Origin of the sequence: Alkaliphilus oremlandii OhILAs (assembly GCF_000018325.1) — a bacterium.
GTDB lineage: Bacteria > Bacillota > Clostridia > Peptostreptococcales > Natronincolaceae > Alkaliphilus_B > Alkaliphilus_B oremlandii.
The window spans coordinates 337,815-354,934 of sequence record NC_009922.1; the positions used below are offsets into that span (position 1 = coordinate 337,815).

At 38.9% G+C, this 17,120-nt stretch carries 16 protein-coding genes; 14 read left to right on the forward strand and 2 right to left on the reverse strand.

The genetic code is table 11. The features are described from left to right. Window positions 1-49 precede the first annotated feature (49 nt). From ispE to CLOS_RS01555, 12 genes are all read left to right on the forward strand, one after another. Window positions 50-928, forward strand: coding sequence for a 4-(cytidine 5'-diphospho)-2-C-methyl-D-erythritol kinase (ispE, locus tag CLOS_RS01500; RefSeq protein ID WP_012158163.1), 879 nt, complete (start codon window positions 50-52; stop codon window positions 926-928). Beyond that, a complete protein-coding gene (locus tag CLOS_RS01505; protein ID WP_012158164.1) occupies window positions 921-1,607 on the forward strand; it encodes a GntR family transcriptional regulator in 687 nt (228 codons plus the stop codon). Before ispE ends, CLOS_RS01505 begins: the two co-directional genes overlap by 8 nt. 50 nt (window positions 1,608-1,657) lie before the next feature. Continuing rightward, window positions 1,658-2,392, forward strand: coding sequence for a molybdenum cofactor guanylyltransferase (mobA, locus tag CLOS_RS01510; protein WP_012158165.1), 735 nt, complete (start codon window positions 1,658-1,660; stop codon window positions 2,390-2,392). A 276-nt stretch (window positions 2,393-2,668) separates the two neighbouring features. Beyond that, window positions 2,669-2,875, forward strand: coding sequence for a CLC_0170 family protein (locus CLOS_RS15775; RefSeq protein ID WP_156774375.1), 207 nt, complete (start codon window positions 2,669-2,671; stop codon window positions 2,873-2,875). An 18-nt stretch (window positions 2,876-2,893) separates the two neighbouring features. Next, window positions 2,894-4,474 (forward strand): spore germination protein, encoded by a 1,581-nt coding sequence (locus CLOS_RS01520; protein WP_012158166.1) that lies wholly within the window; start codon window positions 2,894-2,896, stop codon window positions 4,472-4,474. A 5-nt stretch (window positions 4,475-4,479) separates the two neighbouring features. After that, window positions 4,480-5,589, forward strand: coding sequence for a GerAB/ArcD/ProY family transporter (locus CLOS_RS01525; protein WP_012158167.1), 1,110 nt, complete (start codon window positions 4,480-4,482; stop codon window positions 5,587-5,589). Then, window positions 5,582-6,739 carry a Ger(x)C family spore germination protein gene (locus tag CLOS_RS01530; protein ID WP_012158168.1) on the forward strand — a complete coding sequence of 386 codons (1,158 nt, stop codon included), beginning with the start codon at window positions 5,582-5,584 and terminating at the stop codon, window positions 6,737-6,739. The genes CLOS_RS01525 and CLOS_RS01530 overlap by 8 nt, the downstream gene beginning before the upstream one ends. Window positions 6,740-6,858: 119 nt before the next feature. Next, entirely contained in the window at window positions 6,859-7,542 is a 684-nt protein-coding gene (gene spoIIR, locus CLOS_RS01535) for a stage II sporulation protein R (RefSeq protein WP_012158169.1), read from the forward strand. A 455-nt stretch (window positions 7,543-7,997) separates the two neighbouring features. Continuing rightward, window positions 7,998-9,104, forward strand: a complete 1,107-nt coding sequence (locus CLOS_RS01540) for a D-alanine--D-alanine ligase (protein ID WP_012158170.1) — start codon at window positions 7,998-8,000, stop codon at window positions 9,102-9,104. 29 nt (window positions 9,105-9,133) lie between these two features. Then, window positions 9,134-9,559, forward strand: coding sequence for a DUF1934 domain-containing protein (locus tag CLOS_RS01545; RefSeq protein WP_012158171.1), 426 nt, complete (start codon window positions 9,134-9,136; stop codon window positions 9,557-9,559). Window positions 9,560-9,640: 81 nt separating this feature from the next. Further along, window positions 9,641-10,282 (forward strand): cyclodeaminase/cyclohydrolase family protein, encoded by a 642-nt coding sequence (locus tag CLOS_RS01550; RefSeq protein ID WP_012158172.1) that lies wholly within the window; start codon window positions 9,641-9,643, stop codon window positions 10,280-10,282. 146 nt (window positions 10,283-10,428) lie between these two features. Continuing rightward, complete coding sequence (locus CLOS_RS01555; protein WP_012158173.1) at window positions 10,429-12,084, forward strand: PucR family transcriptional regulator; 1,656 nt, start codon at window positions 10,429-10,431, stop codon at window positions 12,082-12,084. A 69-nt stretch (window positions 12,085-12,153) separates the two neighbouring features. Here the strand turns inward: CLOS_RS01555 and CLOS_RS01560 are convergent, their stop codons facing one another. Continuing rightward, window positions 12,154-12,693 (reverse strand): peroxiredoxin, encoded by a 540-nt coding sequence (locus tag CLOS_RS01560; RefSeq protein ID WP_012158174.1) that lies wholly within the window; start codon window positions 12,691-12,693, stop codon window positions 12,154-12,156. Window positions 12,694-12,935: 242 nt separating this feature from the next. On the opposite strand from CLOS_RS01560, the gene CLOS_RS01565 reads away from it, so the two are divergent. Together CLOS_RS01565 and CLOS_RS01570 are read left to right on the forward strand one after the other, a co-directional pair. Further along, the gene (locus tag CLOS_RS01565; protein ID WP_012158175.1) at window positions 12,936-14,108 is read left to right on the forward strand and encodes a carboxylate--amine ligase; all 1,173 of its coding nucleotides are present in this window, start codon (window positions 12,936-12,938) and stop codon (window positions 14,106-14,108) included. 45 nt (window positions 14,109-14,153) lie between these two features. Further along, complete coding sequence (locus CLOS_RS01570; protein WP_012158176.1) at window positions 14,154-15,665, forward strand: Mur ligase family protein; 1,512 nt, start codon at window positions 14,154-14,156, stop codon at window positions 15,663-15,665. A 121-nt stretch (window positions 15,666-15,786) separates the two neighbouring features. Here the strand turns inward: CLOS_RS01570 and pepT are convergent, their stop codons facing one another. Further along, a complete protein-coding gene (gene pepT, locus CLOS_RS01575) occupies window positions 15,787-17,016 on the reverse strand; it encodes a peptidase T (RefSeq protein WP_012158177.1) in 1,230 nt (409 codons plus the stop codon). Between the last annotated feature and the right edge of the window lie 104 nt (window positions 17,017-17,120).

Consider the following 17,120-nt stretch of genomic DNA (forward strand, 5'->3'; position numbering starts at 1 on the left):
AATAAACATAATTGGATTAGTCTATAATGTTGGCTTAGGGGAGACGGTTATGAAGCAAATATATTTAAAATCTAGGGCGAAGATCAATCTATCCTTAGATGTACGGAGAAAAAGAGAAGATGGGTACCATGAAGTAGAAATGATTATGCAGCAAATTGATTTATATGATAATATATTGATAAGAGAAAGAATGGACAGTGAGATTGTGCTCTCTACGAATTGTATATTCATACCGACAACTTCTTCGAATATTGCCTATAAGGCAGCACATAAACTGAAGCAGCGGTTGGATATTACGAGAGGAATTGATATTTTTATAGATAAACAAATCCCTGTATCTGCCGGTTTGGCAGGGGGAAGCTCCAATGCAGCAGCGGTGCTGATGGGGCTGAATCATCTTTGGAGCCTAGGGCTTTCTACAAAAGAATTGATGGAAATCGGTGTGACCATTGGGGCAGATGTTCCATTCTGCCTTTTGGGAGGAACAGCTCTAGCGGAGGGCATTGGGGAAGTATTAACCCCTATCAACTCAGATATTAAAAATACTTGGATTGTCTTAGTAAAACCTGCGATTTCTGTGTCTACGGGAGATGTATATGGAAGTCTAGATTTGTCTAAAATAGTAGATAGGCCTCCAACGGCTCAGCTGCTAGAAGCAATCAAAGAAGGAAATATTTACGATGTTTCTAGCAAGATGTGCAATGTATTGGAAACTGTTACGGTAAATAAATATCCGATCATAACAGAAATAAAGAAAAAGATGATGGAATATAATGCCTTGGGCGCAATGATGTCTGGCAGTGGTCCTACGGTCTTTGGCATATTTAAAAGCTATGAAAGAGCAAAATCGGCTTATGAGCATCTGTCATTATTCTATAAGCAATCATATATGGTACAAACTTATAATGGAGGTACTGAAATTGGATAAATTAGAGAAATTAGACATAGAGAATTACAAGCCCTTGAGAGAAATTGTTTTTGAATATTTAAGACAAGCTATTTTAGATGGAAGGCTTGAACCCGGAAAGAGATTAATGGAAATACAGATGGCAGAGCAGTTGGGTGTCAGTAGAACCCCTGTGAGAGAAGCGATACGCAAGCTAGAGCTTGAGGGGTTAGTTGTGATGGTTCCGAGAAAGGGTGCATACGTAGCCGATGTATCCATCAAGGATGTATCCGATGTATTGGAAGTACGAATGGTGCTAGAAGGGCTGGCAGCATCCTTGGCGGCAGAAAAAATGTCAGACGATGAAATTAAAGAATTAACAGCAATCTGTAACGACTTTAAACTTTGTGCCCAACAAAATGATATCGACGGCCTCATACAAAAAGATGTAGAGTTTCATGATTGTATTTTTAGTGCTACAGGAAATAGTAAACTCAACCAAATCTCACAGAGCCTGAGAGAGCAGGTCTACCGCTTTAGGGTCCGCTATATTTCCCGATACGATAGAGCAAAGGATTTGGTAGATGAACACCAAGCCATATATGAGGCCATTGTAAAGAGAGACGCCGAATTGGCATATAAATGTGGAACGAAACACATTGAAAATTTAACGAATCATATGATGGAGCAACTAGATATTTATAGTCAAGAAGAACAGTAAGGAACGATATAGAATACCCTGTGAAAATCTATGGGTTGGGAGGAAATATCATGAAGGCGATTATTTTAGCAGGGGAAAGTCCACAGGATATTGAGACCTTTGGACAGGGAAAGGCCTTGATACACTTCAATGATCGACCGTTAATTCAATATACCATCGAGGCATTGGTTCAATCTGGATTGGTGGAGGAGATCTTAGTCATTGGGAATAAGGAAGTTCTATCTCCTAGAATTGGATACAAAGTGGATAAAATCATCGATGGCAACAAAGAATTGCTGGACAACCTTATAACTGCTCTGTCCTATTTTCCCCAGGAGGAAAACCTATTGATCGCTACCTGTGATATTCCTTTCATTGGTGGGGAAGCTGTAAGTAATTTTATCAAGGAGGCACACTCCTTGCAAGCGGATTTATACTATCCCATCATTCGAAGAGCGGTATGTGAGCAAAGGTACCCAGCGGCAAAGCGTACCTATATTTCCATGAAGGATGGTGAGTTTACAGGGGGGAATTTAATCATGGTGAATCCCCAGAAGATAATGTTCATGGAAGATGAAATTCGGCTTCTGATTACCCATAGAAAAAACCCTATAAAAATGCTGAAAGCTTTGGGACCATCCTTGGTTGTAAAAATGCTTGCTAAAAGACTTACCATCAAGGACTTGGAAAAATATATCGAAGAAAAATTCGGTATCAAGGGAAGAGCATTCGTTACCCCCTACCCTGAGGTAGGAACGGATATCGATCGGCTTGAGGACATTAAAATATTAGAAAAATATATTTAAAGATCTAGGAAATTTTACTTCTTAGATCTTTTTTTTATGACCTAACCCGATTTATGCGACCAAAGGAAGCAATAAATCGATGGTAGGTCAAACGCAACGAGCACCAAATTTGCACGACTGGAAGGAGTGAACAAATTTGAGTTGCGAGACTGCGAAATAACCCGATTTATGCGACCAAACTTTTCTTTTTCTTGTATGAATATAAAATCCACAAAATGTAAACATTATGATATAAGGTTGTTTGACTATACTCAGTGTAGAAAGGCAGGATATCCATTGAATACAATTCTATATTATATCAAAATGCGGTTTGGGGCCAATATGCTGGCCATATTTATATTGACGGGATCATTCATATTAATAAGAGATGTTTCCCTCCTAAAGAAAAAACAGCTTATGAGGGAAAGTCTGATAGCGAAGGTTTTGGGATATTTATATATATTTGGAAGCATTGCCTTGTTCATTGTGGCAAAGATTATTTAAAGCGTAGGAGGAAGATCGATGGGCCTTTGGGGAAATCTTTTCGGCAAAGAAGATAAAAAAGTAACCATAAGTGCAGAAGAAACGAAAGTATTTAAAAATATAGAGGACAATTTGGATCGGATAAAAAGCATCCTGGAGGATTGTGGAGACGTTATTTACAGAGAATTTGTAATTGGAGAAGGAAAAGGATGTAAGGCAGCCCTCGTCTATATCGATGGTTTGGTAAAAACCGACGTATTAAACGATTACGTACTAGAAAATCTGATGGTAGAAAGCAGGATGGCACCACCCAATAAAAAGATCAATCGAGAGGAACTCAGCGATACCATCAAAGAAAAAACCTTAGCGGTTTCTGAGTTTAAAGAAGTGGAAACCATTGAGGAGGCAGTTTTAAATGTATTGAGTGGGGATACAGCATTTCTATTGGATGAATACGAGAAAATGCTGATCATTGCAACGAAGGGATGGAGCAGTAGAGGCATTTCCCAGCCAGAAACAGAAGCTGTAGTGAGAGGCCCTCGAGATGGTCTTGTGGAAAACCTGAGGGTTAATACAGCATCGATCAGAAGAAGAATCAGAGATCCAAAGTTAAAGCTCAAAGGAAAACAAATCGGTAAAAGATCAAAAACGGATATATGCGTTATGTACATTGAAGATATTGTCAATCAAAAATGTTTAGAAGAAGTAAATAAGCGACTGGATACGATTGACATCGATGCAATTATGGATAGTGGATATATAGAACAGCTTATTGAGGATAACTGGCGTTCGCCTTTTCCGCAAATACAGAGTACAGAACGCCCAGATGTTGTAGCAGCAAGTTTATATGAAGGAAAGGTAATTATTTTGGTGGACAATAGTCCATTTGCATTGATAGCACCAGCCAGCTTTAATGCTATGATGCAATCTGCAGAGGATTATTACGATCGATGGGGGATTGCCTCTTTTATTAGGGTATTGCGTTATATAGGTGCAATAATATCTTTATATGCACCATCCTTATATATTGCAATAACTGCATTCCATCCTCAAATGTTGCCATCTAACCTATCGCATTCCATCGCTTCAAACAGGGAAGGCGTTCCCTTTCCGTCGGTAATAGAGGCGATTGTGATGGAGCTTACACTAGAGATGCTAAGAGAGGCAGGGGTTCGTCTTCCGGGACCGATTGGCGCTACCATCGGTATTGTAGGAGGTCTCGTTATTGGTCAGGCAGCAGTAGAGGCAGGGATTGTAGGGCCAATTATGGTAATCATAGTGGCTATAACTGCAATCTCTTCATTTTCTATTCCTAGATACAATTTAGCCATTGGTCTTAGACTCCTGCGCTTTTTCTTAATCATTGCATCGGCAATTTTGGGTCTATATGGTGTCATGCTTGTAACAATATTTATCATCATACATTTATGTAGTCTAAAGAGTTTTGGTATTCCATATTTGACGCCATTTACTACATATATCAGCAAATATACAGACTTAAAGGATACTCTTATCAGAGCGCCACTGTCAGCTATGCATCTTCGACCTACTTTAGTGAATCCAAAACAAAAAGTGAGGATGAAAGACAGAAGAAAAGAAGATTTCAATAAAGAGGAGTGAAATAAATGGAAGACAATAATGATATTATTCCAATAGGGCAGATGATATTCATTTTAGTGCTCACTATGGTAGGAACAGGAATATTGACCCTTCCACGGGATTTGGCAGAAGCAGTTCCTCACGATCATTGGCTTGTCCTATTAGCAGGAGGAGGCGCTGCCATAGCAAGCACCTTTATTCATGGAAACATCATAAAATTACAGCCTAGGGAGCAGTTTTTCGATGTCCTTTCCCATGGATTTACTAGGCCAGTGGCTTACGTTCTAGGAGCTATCTATATGCTGTATTTTCTAACGTTTTGTGCATTGGTCACTAGGGTATTCGGAGAGGTTATGAAAGCCTTTCTTTTTAAAAATACCCCCATAGAAGTGATCAATGTAAGTTTTTTAGCAGCTTCGGTTTATTTAGGCCGTAAAGGCATCGAAGTATTGGGAAGGGTGCTAGAATTTTTAATACCACTACTGATATTATTCATAGTATTTATATTTGGATTGTCTTTCATTCGGTCGGATCTTTATAATTTGCTTCCTACATTTCAAATTTCCTTTAATGAATTTATTAAGGGGATACCAACGACAATCCTTAGCTTTGCAGGATATGAAATTTTATTAGTTTTTGGACCCTATTTAAAAAAGCCAAAGGATGCTACGAAAGGATATATTGCTGTTGTGTCTGTGCTAATATTTTACTTGCTCATTACAACTGCTACACTGGCACAGTTTGGGCCTTTACAGGTCAAGCGGTTACTTTGGCCAACCTTAGATTTATTCGATACCATTGAGACCCCAGGTCTTTTTATAGAAAATGTACAAGTAATCGTTATGACCTTGTGGGTGTTAACTGCATTCACGACGGCATCTCCTTTTCACTTAGGAGCAACGATTATGTTAAAATCCTTAACGAAATCTAAGGATCAAGCTTATCTATCGGCACCGCTTCTACCCATTATATATTTTGTATCAATTATTCCTGAAAGTGTATCAGAAACGTATGAGTTTCTTAAGGCTTGTACTAGGTATGGTACAACGGCTCTGGTTTTTGTGGTTCCATTGCTTTTGCTAATATCCTTACTTATACAGGATAAGATGAAGAAAGGAGCGAGGTCCAATGTATAAAAAAATACTCCTGATTCTAATCTGTATTCTTGTTCTGCTAACGGGCTGCTGGGATAAGGTAGAGATCAATGAAAGAGCACATATCAGTGCCATAGGAATTGATCGATATGCACCTTCTTCTGGAGCACACAAGGCTGATAATCAAGATTCACCCAGTGGACACGAAGATAAAAGAAATCAATTCAAATTTATCTTTGCATTTCCAAAGCATTCCTTGGAAGAAACGGACGATATTATTGTAGCAACCATTGGAGATACACTTTATGGCGTATCAAAAATATTGGCAGATCGTACCAACAGAGAAATGTTTCTAGGACATCTAAGAACCATAATTTTAGGTAAAAGTGTTACGGAAGACGAGCATCTATTTCGTCAGATTTTAGATGGCATAGAAACCAACGAGCTTCTAAGTCGTAGGGTTATACTAGCCATGACGGAAGATGATGTGGCTGATATTATCAATATTACGCCGTCTATGGAGCCTAGAATCGGTCAATTTATTTCAGAAATTTTCAACAGGAAGGATCGAACGCCTAGAGCGCCGGAAGGCTCCATTGGAGACATACTGAAAGATCTATATGAAAGCAAAAATGCAGTGATTCCCAAGATAACGGCAGGAAAGAATGATGTTAAAGTGGCGGGAGCAGGGGTTATCAGTAACTATAAATTTAAAGGGTGGTTGAATGAAGTTCAAACTGCACAATTAATGATGATTAAAGGAGAAGCGAAATCAGCGGGAGGTATATCCATCGTGTATAAAGACACCATAGTTCCCATTGATCTTAAAGTTCAGAAATCTAAAATGAAATTAGTTGACGATAACAAAAGAATTAAGATTTTAATTAATATTGATGCGGAAGGAGATATAAAACAGACCTATTTTGGGTCCAACTATGACCTTCTAGAAGCAAAAACCATTCGAGAAATCGAAGATGTCTTTAATAAATATATGAGCGATAGATTGAAGGAAACAGTCCGTGTAATACAAGAGGATTTTAGAGCGGATATATTGGGCGTGGACCGATTTTTAAGACAGCGTCATTATAAGCTATGGAAGGAAGTTGAACAGGAGTGGCCAGAGATATTCCCTAATATAGAAATTGACGTAAAGATAAATATAGATATACGAAGAGTCGGATTGGTTCGCTAGTGTATCTCTATAGATTTTATAAATGAGCCATGTTCCTTATAAATAAATCTGTATAAAATTTCCCCCATTTGTACATACTGAGAATATAACAATGAAATGGATGAAAAGGGGAAATGAAGATGTATAAAAAATGGATGAGTGGTTTCGTAATATGTTTTCTAACAGGGATTGTCTTTATAAACTTTTTATATCTCAGAGAAGAAAGACAGGAATTGGGTAAGATCGGAGAAAACCTCATAAGGTTCCATGTATTAGCAAACAGTGATTCGCCGGAGGATCAGGAACTGAAGCTAAAGGTACGGGATAAAATCATCCATACCATGGCAGAAGAACTTGAGAAGTCCAGAGATATTAACGAAACGAGAGAAATTCTAAGAACACATTTACATAAAATAGAAGAAATCGCAGAGGAAGAAATAAAAAGTAGGGGTGAAAATTATTCCGTTACAGCATCCTTGGGAGAAAGTATTTTTCCTACAAAGCGATATGGCAATGTGGTTTTTCCAGCGGGAATATATGAAGCATTGCGGATAGAGATCGGAGAAGCAAAAGGACAAAACTGGTGGTGCGTCATGTTCCCACCTCTATGCTTCGTCGATGTGAAGCATGGGCTAACGGATGAAGAAACTCAACGGGAATTAAAGAACGCTCTAACAGAGGAAGAATACCATCTGGTATATAGTGATATCAATAACAAAGAACTTCCAATTCAATTAAAATCAAAGATATCAGAAATATTTCAGGAATCTAAAGTTCAAATAAAAGGTCGATTCGATCGGATTGCCTCCATATTTAAAATATAGTGTGAAAATAAATACTCCTTTTATAGTAGACGGTTGGAAACATAGACTGCTACCATAAATGGAGTATTTTTTATGACCTAACCCAATTTATGCGACCGTAGGAAGCAATAAATTGATGGTAGGTCAAACGCAACGAGCACCAAATTTGCACGACCAACGAGAGTGAACAAATTTGAGTTGCGAGACTGCGAAATAACCCAATTTATGCGACCGTAGGAAGCAATAAATTGATGGTAAGTCAAACGCAACGAGCACCAAATTTGCACGACCAACGGGAGTGAACAAATTTGAGTTGCGAGACTGCGAAATAATCCAATTTATACGACCGTAGGGGGATAGAATTGTGGAATGTCACTGCGGAAAATGGCAGATTTAAAGACGGATTCTCATAAAATGTTTGAATAATAATATAAACAAAGGTAGAATATTATTAAAGTAGGAAAGAAGGTGTTCGTATGAGTAAGATAAATGTTATGGTAGTCTTCGGTGGAAGGTCAGGAGAGCACGAAGTTTCGTTAATGTCAGCCACTTCTGTACTTAGAGCGATGAACAAAGAAAAATACAATATTACTACTGTTGGCATCACCAAAAAGGGTATTTGGAAACTATATAGAGGATCTATCGATAAAATTCAGAGCGGCGAATGGGAAGGTATTGCGGATAACTGGGCGAAGGAAAATAACTTCAGTACGAATATCAGCGTGTTACCGAGTGAGGAAGGGAAAGGCATCATCAATTTTGGAGATGGAAAGACAGAAAAGATCGATGTTGTATTTCCTGTACTCCATGGACCTTTTGGAGAAGATGGAACCATACAGGGCTTATTTGAGATGATGAATATTCCTTATGTAGGAACCGGTGTATTAGCTTCCTCCTTAGCCATGGACAAAGCCATGAGTAAAAAATTATTCGAGTTGGAAGGAATACCTCAAGCAAAATACCATGCATTCTTGGTGAAGGAATATAAAGAAAATGAGAAAGAAGTTTTAGATACAATAGAAGAAAAATTTACTTATCCAGTTTTTGTAAAGCCTGCAAATATGGGTTCCAGTGTGGGTATTACCAAGGTTCATAATAGAGAAAAACTAGAAAAAGCCATTGAGCTAGCTGCGAAATATGATCGAAAAATTGTGGTGGAGGAAGGCATCAATGGCCGAGAGATTGAGTGCTCTGTATTGGGAAATGATGAGCCCATCGCATCTTTACCAGCGGAGATTATACCTTCCGCAGAATTCTACGATTATAACGATAAATATTTTGCGGGCACTAGTAAATTTGAAATTCCTGCAAATCTGCCAGAGGACGTGATCGAAGGCATAAGAAGTCTATCGGTAAAAGTATATAAGCTTTTAGACTGTAGTGGGTTGTCACGAGTGGATTGCTTCATTGAACGAGATAGCAACCGTATATTATTAAATGAAGTCAATACAATGCCTGGATTTACCCAGATCAGCATGTACCCAAAGATGTGGGAAGCCACAGGAATTGAGTACGAAGAATTAATCGATCGATTAATAGAGCTTGCCATAGAACGCTTCAATGAAAGAAGTATTCTAGGATAGAAGCAATTAAATAGAGAAGGATGAATTAGATGAAAGCAATGCGAATGATAAAAGTAATTGGCGTCCAAACAGGACTGGATGGAGAAGAAAGCACCATAGAACTGATGACGGAAGGGACTTTTTACATAAAGAATGGGAGCTATTATATTCTTTATGACGAATCGGAGATTTCTGGCTTGGAAGGAGCAACGACGAGGGTAAAGGTGGAAAATAACAATAAGGTCTATATGAAGCGATTTGGAACCACAGCCACAGATTTAATTTTTGAAAAAGGAAGCAAATACGAATCCAATTATATGACGGCCTATGGGGAGTTTCATATCTCTGTTGTTACAAACTCATTGGATATAGAAATCAGTGAAGAAACGGGTAAGGGAAAAATTGAAATTGATTATGATCTGAATATTCTAAGTGGAACGAAGCTTTCCAACAAGCTGCAGATACAGTTAATGTAGAACTGGACGAAGCTTCTGGATTGTGATAGAGTTATACTGTAAACTGAAAATTTAAAACATTTATACAAGGGGGAAAGATCCATGTTATTAATTGATAAACCGGTAAAAGAATTTTTAGATGTATTAGAGAGCAAAGAGCCTACGCCGGGCGGTGGCAGTGTAGCTGCACTTTCTGGAAGTCTTGGTGCTGCCCTTACAGCTATGGTTGGTAATTTAACCGTGGGCAGAAAGGCTTTTGAAGCATTAGATGAGCCAACAAAGGAGCATTTTAAGAAAAACTTTAATGCGGTTATTGAATTAAAGCGTAGATTAAACGTACTTGTAGATAAAGATGTGGAAGCCTTCGATCTGTTTATGGCAGCCTTAAAAATGCCAAAGGAAACCGAGGAAGAAAAAGCCATAAGAAGTAAGGCTATGGAGGAGGCGACCATAGAAGCTTTAGAAGTACCACTGACCACAGCAAATGAATGTTTAAATATATTGAAGCTACAGAAAGTGTTTGCAGAAAACGGCAACGTCAATGCGATTACAGACGTCGGGGTAGGTGCCTTAATGGCCTATGCCGGTGTGGAAGGCGCACTATTCAACGTTATCATTAATCTAAAAAGCTTAAGCGACAATGCTTACATAGAGAAGAAAAAGGCAGAGTGTGAAGGCATTTTAGCGGAAGCGAAGGCACTCAAAGAAGAGGTTCTATCCATCACTTATGCAAAACTAGCTTAGAATTTTTAGGGGCTTATACTGGGAGACGTATTTTCTCGGTATAAGCCTTAATTTTTTATCCCTACTGGATCTATGAAGGAAAATAATTTAAAATAATAAAGGATTTTTTCGAAATATTTCGAATTGTATCAATGGGAGGTGGTAGGGTGAGCAGACAGAATGGAATTACAGTGGAAGATATTTTAAAGATGGAATGTATGGAAAAGTGTAGATTGATTGCAGGGTTCAATGGCATCTATAATACGGTTTCTAAGGTAAACATTATGGCGGATTCAGAGATTTTAGATTGGATCAATGAAGGAGAGTTTCTATTGACCACGGCATATTCATTTAAGCTGGGAGGTTTAGAGGATCAAAAATCCTTTATCAAAGAATGTTCCAGCAAAGGGCTGGCTGGTTTAGGGATCAAAGTATATCCTTATTTAGAAATGCTTCCACAAGAAATTATAGACTTAGCAAACCGGCTGAATTTTCCGATCATCGATTTATATTATGGAACGCCATTTGCTGATATCATGACCTCTGTCTTTAAAGAAATTTTTAATAAGCAAACCTCACTTCTTCAACGATTAGAAAAGGTACACGAGCAGTTGATGAATGTAGTATTGGAAGGTGGCAGTATTGAAGATATCGGCAGAGTAACCCGTGAGAACTTAAGAAACCCATTAATAATTAAAATCGGATATCCGGAGCAATGGTTTCTACAGCTCGGTACGGTGGATGCTGAAATGGGCGGACACCTATTGGAGGATGCCAAGAGGTTCTACGATCCCAATTCCAATAAGAGCATGGAATATAAATTAAATGAAGGGATCGAAATCATCCGAGGGGTTCCCATACGAAGAATGGTCATGCCCATTATATTAAAGGACAGCATATACGGACATATTTTCTCTTGGGCTGCCAACACACCTTTAGGGGGATTCGATTTGTCCGTACTGGAAAACGCTTCGACCATCATCTCCTTAGATATCTTAAAGCAGCTTTCTGTAAGGGATGTGGAGAATCGATACCGATGGGAATTCCTAGAGGACCTGCTTTCTATGGAGGAAAGAAGGAAGGAGAAGGCAGAGGAAAAAGCCCATTTATTTCAGTTGGATGTCAACGATCATTTTGTCCTAATTCTAATTCATATAGAAGAGCAAGAGAAGGCGATACGAAAGGACTTTGTTCACGGCCAAACCAGCTTGTACAGTTCTTTGGAAGGATTGATAGAGAGCCACAATCTAAAAGGCTTTATCGCTAGTAAAACTGATAGTCTCTATGTCCTTTTATCCTTCTCACAAAAAAATAAAGGAAACGTTGCTCTTAAGGCCTTCAGTAAGGATCTGGAAGAATTCTTTATATATCATTTCAAAGAAGTAAATTATAGGCTTGGGGTCGGTAGGGAATATAAAGGGCTGAGGCAGGTACATAAAAGCTATGAAGATTCGGTGAAAGCAATCCAGGTGGGTACCCTATTAAAGGAAAGAAAAATCATCTTTTTTGAGGACCTGGGAGTGTATAAGATTCTGTGTCAGGATCATCTAACAGAAGAGCTGGAACGGTTCTATAACAAAACCATAGAGCCTTTAGTGAAATACGATGAGAAAAAGTCAACGGAATTAATCAAAACCCTAGAATATTACTTTGAATACCATGGAAACCTGAAGAAAATATCAGAAGCTCTCTTTACGCACTATAATACTACTTTATATCGCATCGAAAGAATCAAGCAGATTACGGGACTCAATATAGAGTGTTCCAACGATCGACTCAATCTAGAAATCGGGCTGAAAATAAAAAATATATTGAATCGATAACAAGAATATAGGCGTAAAAAACCATCCAGCTCTCAAGAAAGCTAGATGGTTTTATTATAGGGATGGATTTTATAGGGTGTTGTCCCCTGGGTGCCAATCGATTGGGCATAACCCACCGGATTGTAGTCCTTGAAGTACTCTTAGGGTTTCATCAACACTTCTACCAACGTTTAAATCGTGAACTACAGAGTATCTGAGAACTCCTTCTGGGTCAATGATAAATAAACCTCTTAGTGCAATACCCTCTTCTTCAATGAGGATACCATAATCTCTTGCTACAGATTGGGTTCTGTCAGAAGCTAGAGGGAAGGTGATTTGTCCAAGGCCGCCTTTATCTTGAGCAGCATTGATCCAAGCCTTGTGGGAATGCTCACTATCTGTACTGACACCAAGAATCTCCGCATTCAGCTTGTTGAATTCAGCCACTCTTTTACTAATGGCTGTAATTTCAGTAGGACAAACAAAAGTAAAATCCAATGGATAGAAGAACATAACGAGCCATTTTCCTTTATAGTCCTCTAAGGAAATCTTTCCAAAGTCTTTTCCATCTCCATTTGCTGTATTCATTTCAAAATAAGGGGCTTTAAGCCCTACCATTCTTTCTGCCATAGCTAAAATCCTCCTTTAAATTTAATTAAATCCACATATGTATTCATAATCTTTATTCCCCAATATAACGAAGTTAAACAATAATGATTATTATTTTCAATGAAAAATATGGAATAAAATAATCGCTTCCGGCCATAGAGATCTCCAAAAAGTAGTTGTAAACATGAGGCTAATGTGGCACTATATATATATTCAAGAGAATAATGTGATTACATTATATTCAATATTGGTGGGGTGATTTTGTGAAAAATAAAGCAGTAATTTTAGGCTCCAATTACTACATCGGCCTAAGTACCATTCGTTGTTTAGGTATTCATAATATATACACTGTAGCTGTGGATTATTCCGATCAGGACCGATATGGGTCCGATTCAAAGTATTGTTCAGAACGATTGATCTCTCCTCATTATAGAAATGAAAAAGAAGCTTTTATTGAATTTTTAAAGGATTATGCGCGCAAGGAAATTGTGCCACCCGTGCTAATTCCGTGCCACGACTCCTATGTGGAGGTCATCGACGAATATTTGGACGAGCTGAGAGAATTCTATCTCATCCCTCAGACAGAGCAAGGATTATATACGAAGGCCATGAACAAGGAAACCTTAGAGAGAATGGCAAAGGAACAAGGTGTTCTTGTGCCGGAAACAATTCGAGTAAATGAGGATAATTTTTTTGAAAAGGTAGATTCTATTATTAAATACCCTTGTATCGTTAAGCCGACGGATTCTCCTTCCTTTGTGGCCAAGTTTAGGAAAAAAATATTTAAGGTTCATAATCGAGCTGAGCTGGAAGACGCCTTAGAGAAAGCTCAAAATGCAGGTCTAGAGGTGATCGTACAACGAATTATTCCTGGCTTTGATGATCATATGTACACCTTTGATGCTTATTTGAACCAAGATGCAAAGGTGACCCATTGGACAACCTGTCAAAAGTTCCGCCAGTATCCTATTAACTTTGGCGCATCGGTCTATACGGGACAACGACACGTACCAGAGCTATACGAAATTGGAGCTCCATTTTTGGAGGCTATCGGGTACAAGGGTTTTGGGGAAATTGAGTTTAAAAAGGATGCAGAAACAGGAGAATACTATTTAATCGAAATCAATGTAAGAATAACAAATTTAAATAATTTACTATATAAGGTTGGAATGAATATTCCGTATATCACTTATAGAGAGCTGACAGGGGAACCTTTAGCGCCGAAAGCCATTACAGAAAACACCAATCGTGTATTCTGGTACGCCTACGAGGACCTGCTGGCCATTAAGGGATATATTCAAACGGGACAGCTTTCTTTAGGAGAAGTGATGAAATCCTTCTTTAAGCCAAAAGCCTATGCCATATGGAGTCTAGACGATCCAAAGCCATTCTTTAGTTATTGCAAAATGATGGTGGGCAAAATATTTAAAAGATAGTTGAAGAAAAATCATGCCCCAAAAGCTTAGAAAAGAGGAAAGTGTATGATGAAATTAAAAGAACTGCTCAGTTCCATAGAAATAAAAAATATGGATGATGAAAGAGACCTAGAGATCTACGGTATCTCCTACCATTCCGGAAAGGTGGAGAAGGGACATCTCTTTGTTTGTGTGAGAGGTTACAAAACCGATGGCCATCAATATTTAGGGAAGGCTGCCCAAAACGGTGCAGTGGCTGCCATTGTAGAAGAGCTTCAAGAAGATGTGGATATTCCTCAATACGTTGTCTCAAATAGCAGAATCGCCTTAGCAAAACTGGGTGCACGGTTCTATGGCGATCCCTCTCAGAAGATGAAACTGATCGGCATTACGGCTACCAACGGTAAAACTACAACATCCTTTATGGTCAATGCAATCTTAGAAAAATCTGGACGAAAGACAGGTCTAATCGGCACCGTGGTCATAAAAATAGATGAGGAATCTACACCAGCGGAGCTGACAACGCCAGAATCTTTAGATTTACAGCATTATTTAAGTCAGATGGTGGACAAGGGCGTTTCCCATGTCACCATGGAGGTATCCTCTGCTGCCTTAGAAACCCACCGTGTAGAAAGCGTAGCATACGATATTGTAACATTGAACAATATTAGTCGGGAACACATTGATTCTCATGGCTCCTTCGAGAAGTATTTTGAAGCGAAATCCAGTTTGATAAGAAATGCCAGTGAAAACAGCATCGCTGTTCTAAATCTGGACTGTCCATATTCAGCATCTCTAGTAGATCAAACCAAGGCAGAGGTCATCACCTTTGGCGTCAACAGCAAAGAGGGGCACATTGCTTGTAAGGACTTAGATCTCACCACTGGACGAGCTAAATTTACGCTAGAAATCTTAAAACCATTTACTGCAAATGGTCAGCAATATGAACCTAGCGAATTTGAAGTGCAGCTATTGGTTCCTGGGCTACACTCCGTATATAATTCCATGGTAGCTATTACCGTATCGCTTTTATGTGGTGTATCCACTGCCACCATACAGGAAACGCTGAAGACCTTTGCTGGTGTAGAAAGACGATTCCAGTTCATCTTTGAGGAGGATATCAAGATCATCGATGATCACTTTGCAAACTCCGGAAATATTGACGTTACACTGGGCACATTGAAATATATGGATTATGAGAAGCTTCATTTAGTCTATGCAATCAGAGGAGAGCGAGGGCCTACTGTCAACCGTGAGAATGCTGAAGCCATTGCAAGATGGGCGCCTAAATTGGGAATTACAGAGATTATTGCAACCAAAAGTGTTTCCCATGTGACCCATAAGGATCGAGTGACGGAGGCGGAGCTGACTGTATTCCAAGAGGTCATGAGGGATGCTGGGATTAAGGTGGATTTATTTGATGAACTACCGGATTCTATATGCTATGCCATAGGAAAAGCCAATGAAGGCGATTTAATCTTATTGGGTGGTTGCCAAGGTATGGACTTCGGTGCGGAAATTGCATTAAAGCACCTTGCATCAAGAAAAGCTACAAATAAAGGAAAAAGCATCATATAAACAATGAGAGCGGCTCTTTGACACGAAGAGAGGCGATTTATAACAAAACCATGTAGCCATAAATTTGGATACATGGTTTTTTTAGAGATGATGAATAGGAAAAGTTAAAAATACATCGTTTTTATTTGCTATAAAGCTCAATGATCTTTAGAATAACTTCTGTTGCTTTATACATGGACTCTACACAAATATATTCATATTTTCCGTGGAAATTGTGACCACCGGTGAAGATATTCGGGCAAGGAAGCCCCATGAAGGAAAGTCTGGCACCGTCGGTACCACCACGAATGGGCTTGATTATCGGTGTAACGCCCACCTCTTCCATGGCCGTTCTTGCAGTTTCTACGATGTGCATTACAGGTTCAATCTTCTCTTTCATATTGAAGTAATTATCGGTTACCGTAAGGTTGATGGTTCCCTCACCGTATTTCCCATTTAAGAAGTCAACAGCATTTTTTATCAGGGATTTCTTTTCTTCAAATTTATTTTTGCAGTGGTCTCTGATGATGTAGCCACATTTCGTTTCTTCCACATCGCCACGGATTCCAGTAAGGAGGAAGAAGCCCTCATAACCTTCTGTATATTGTGGTTTTTGGTTTTCGGGAAGCATGGCATGAAGCTCCATAGCGATTTCCATAGAATTTACCATTCGATTTTTAGCGGTTCCAGGATGAATATTTCTACCGTGAACCAGTATTTTAACACCAGCAGCATTGAAGTTCTCATACTCCAGCTCGCCAATTTCACCGCCGTCGATGGTATAGGCAAAGTCTGCGCCAAATTTCTCTACATCGAATCGATCTGCACCGTGGCCAACCTCTTCGTCCGGTGTGAAGGCCACTTTAATGGTACCGTGCTGCACCTCTGGGTTCTGTACTAAATATTCTAGAGCACTGATGATTTCTGCAATCCCCGCTTTATTATCAGCACCAAGCAGGGTTGTGCCATCTGTTGTGATTAAGGTTTTTCCCACATAGTTCTTTAAATCTGGAAAATCAGTAGGAGATAGGATGATATTTTTCTCTTGATTTAATACAATATCTTGCCCATCGTAGTTTTCTACCATTTGCGGCTTTACATCTTTACCGGACATATCCGGACTGGTGTCCATATGAGCGATAAAGCCTATTGTAGGAATTGTTTTATCTGTATTACAATTAGAGGGTAGCGTTGCCATAACGTAGCAGTTCTCATCCATGACAGCATCCTCAAGCCCTAAGGCCTTTAATTCTTCAACCAGAAGCTTTGCTAGGTCAAATTGACTTTTCGTACTAGGAAAGCTTTCGGACTCATGATCCGACTTTGTATCAATCGTTACGTATTTAAGAAATCTTTGAACCATATTTTTCATAGATTGATCTCTCCTCTCTAAATCTATTTTATAGCATTTACGCAATAAAAGAAATTCATGTTGAAAAAATACTTTTAATAATCTTCGAAAATAGGGGTATCTAT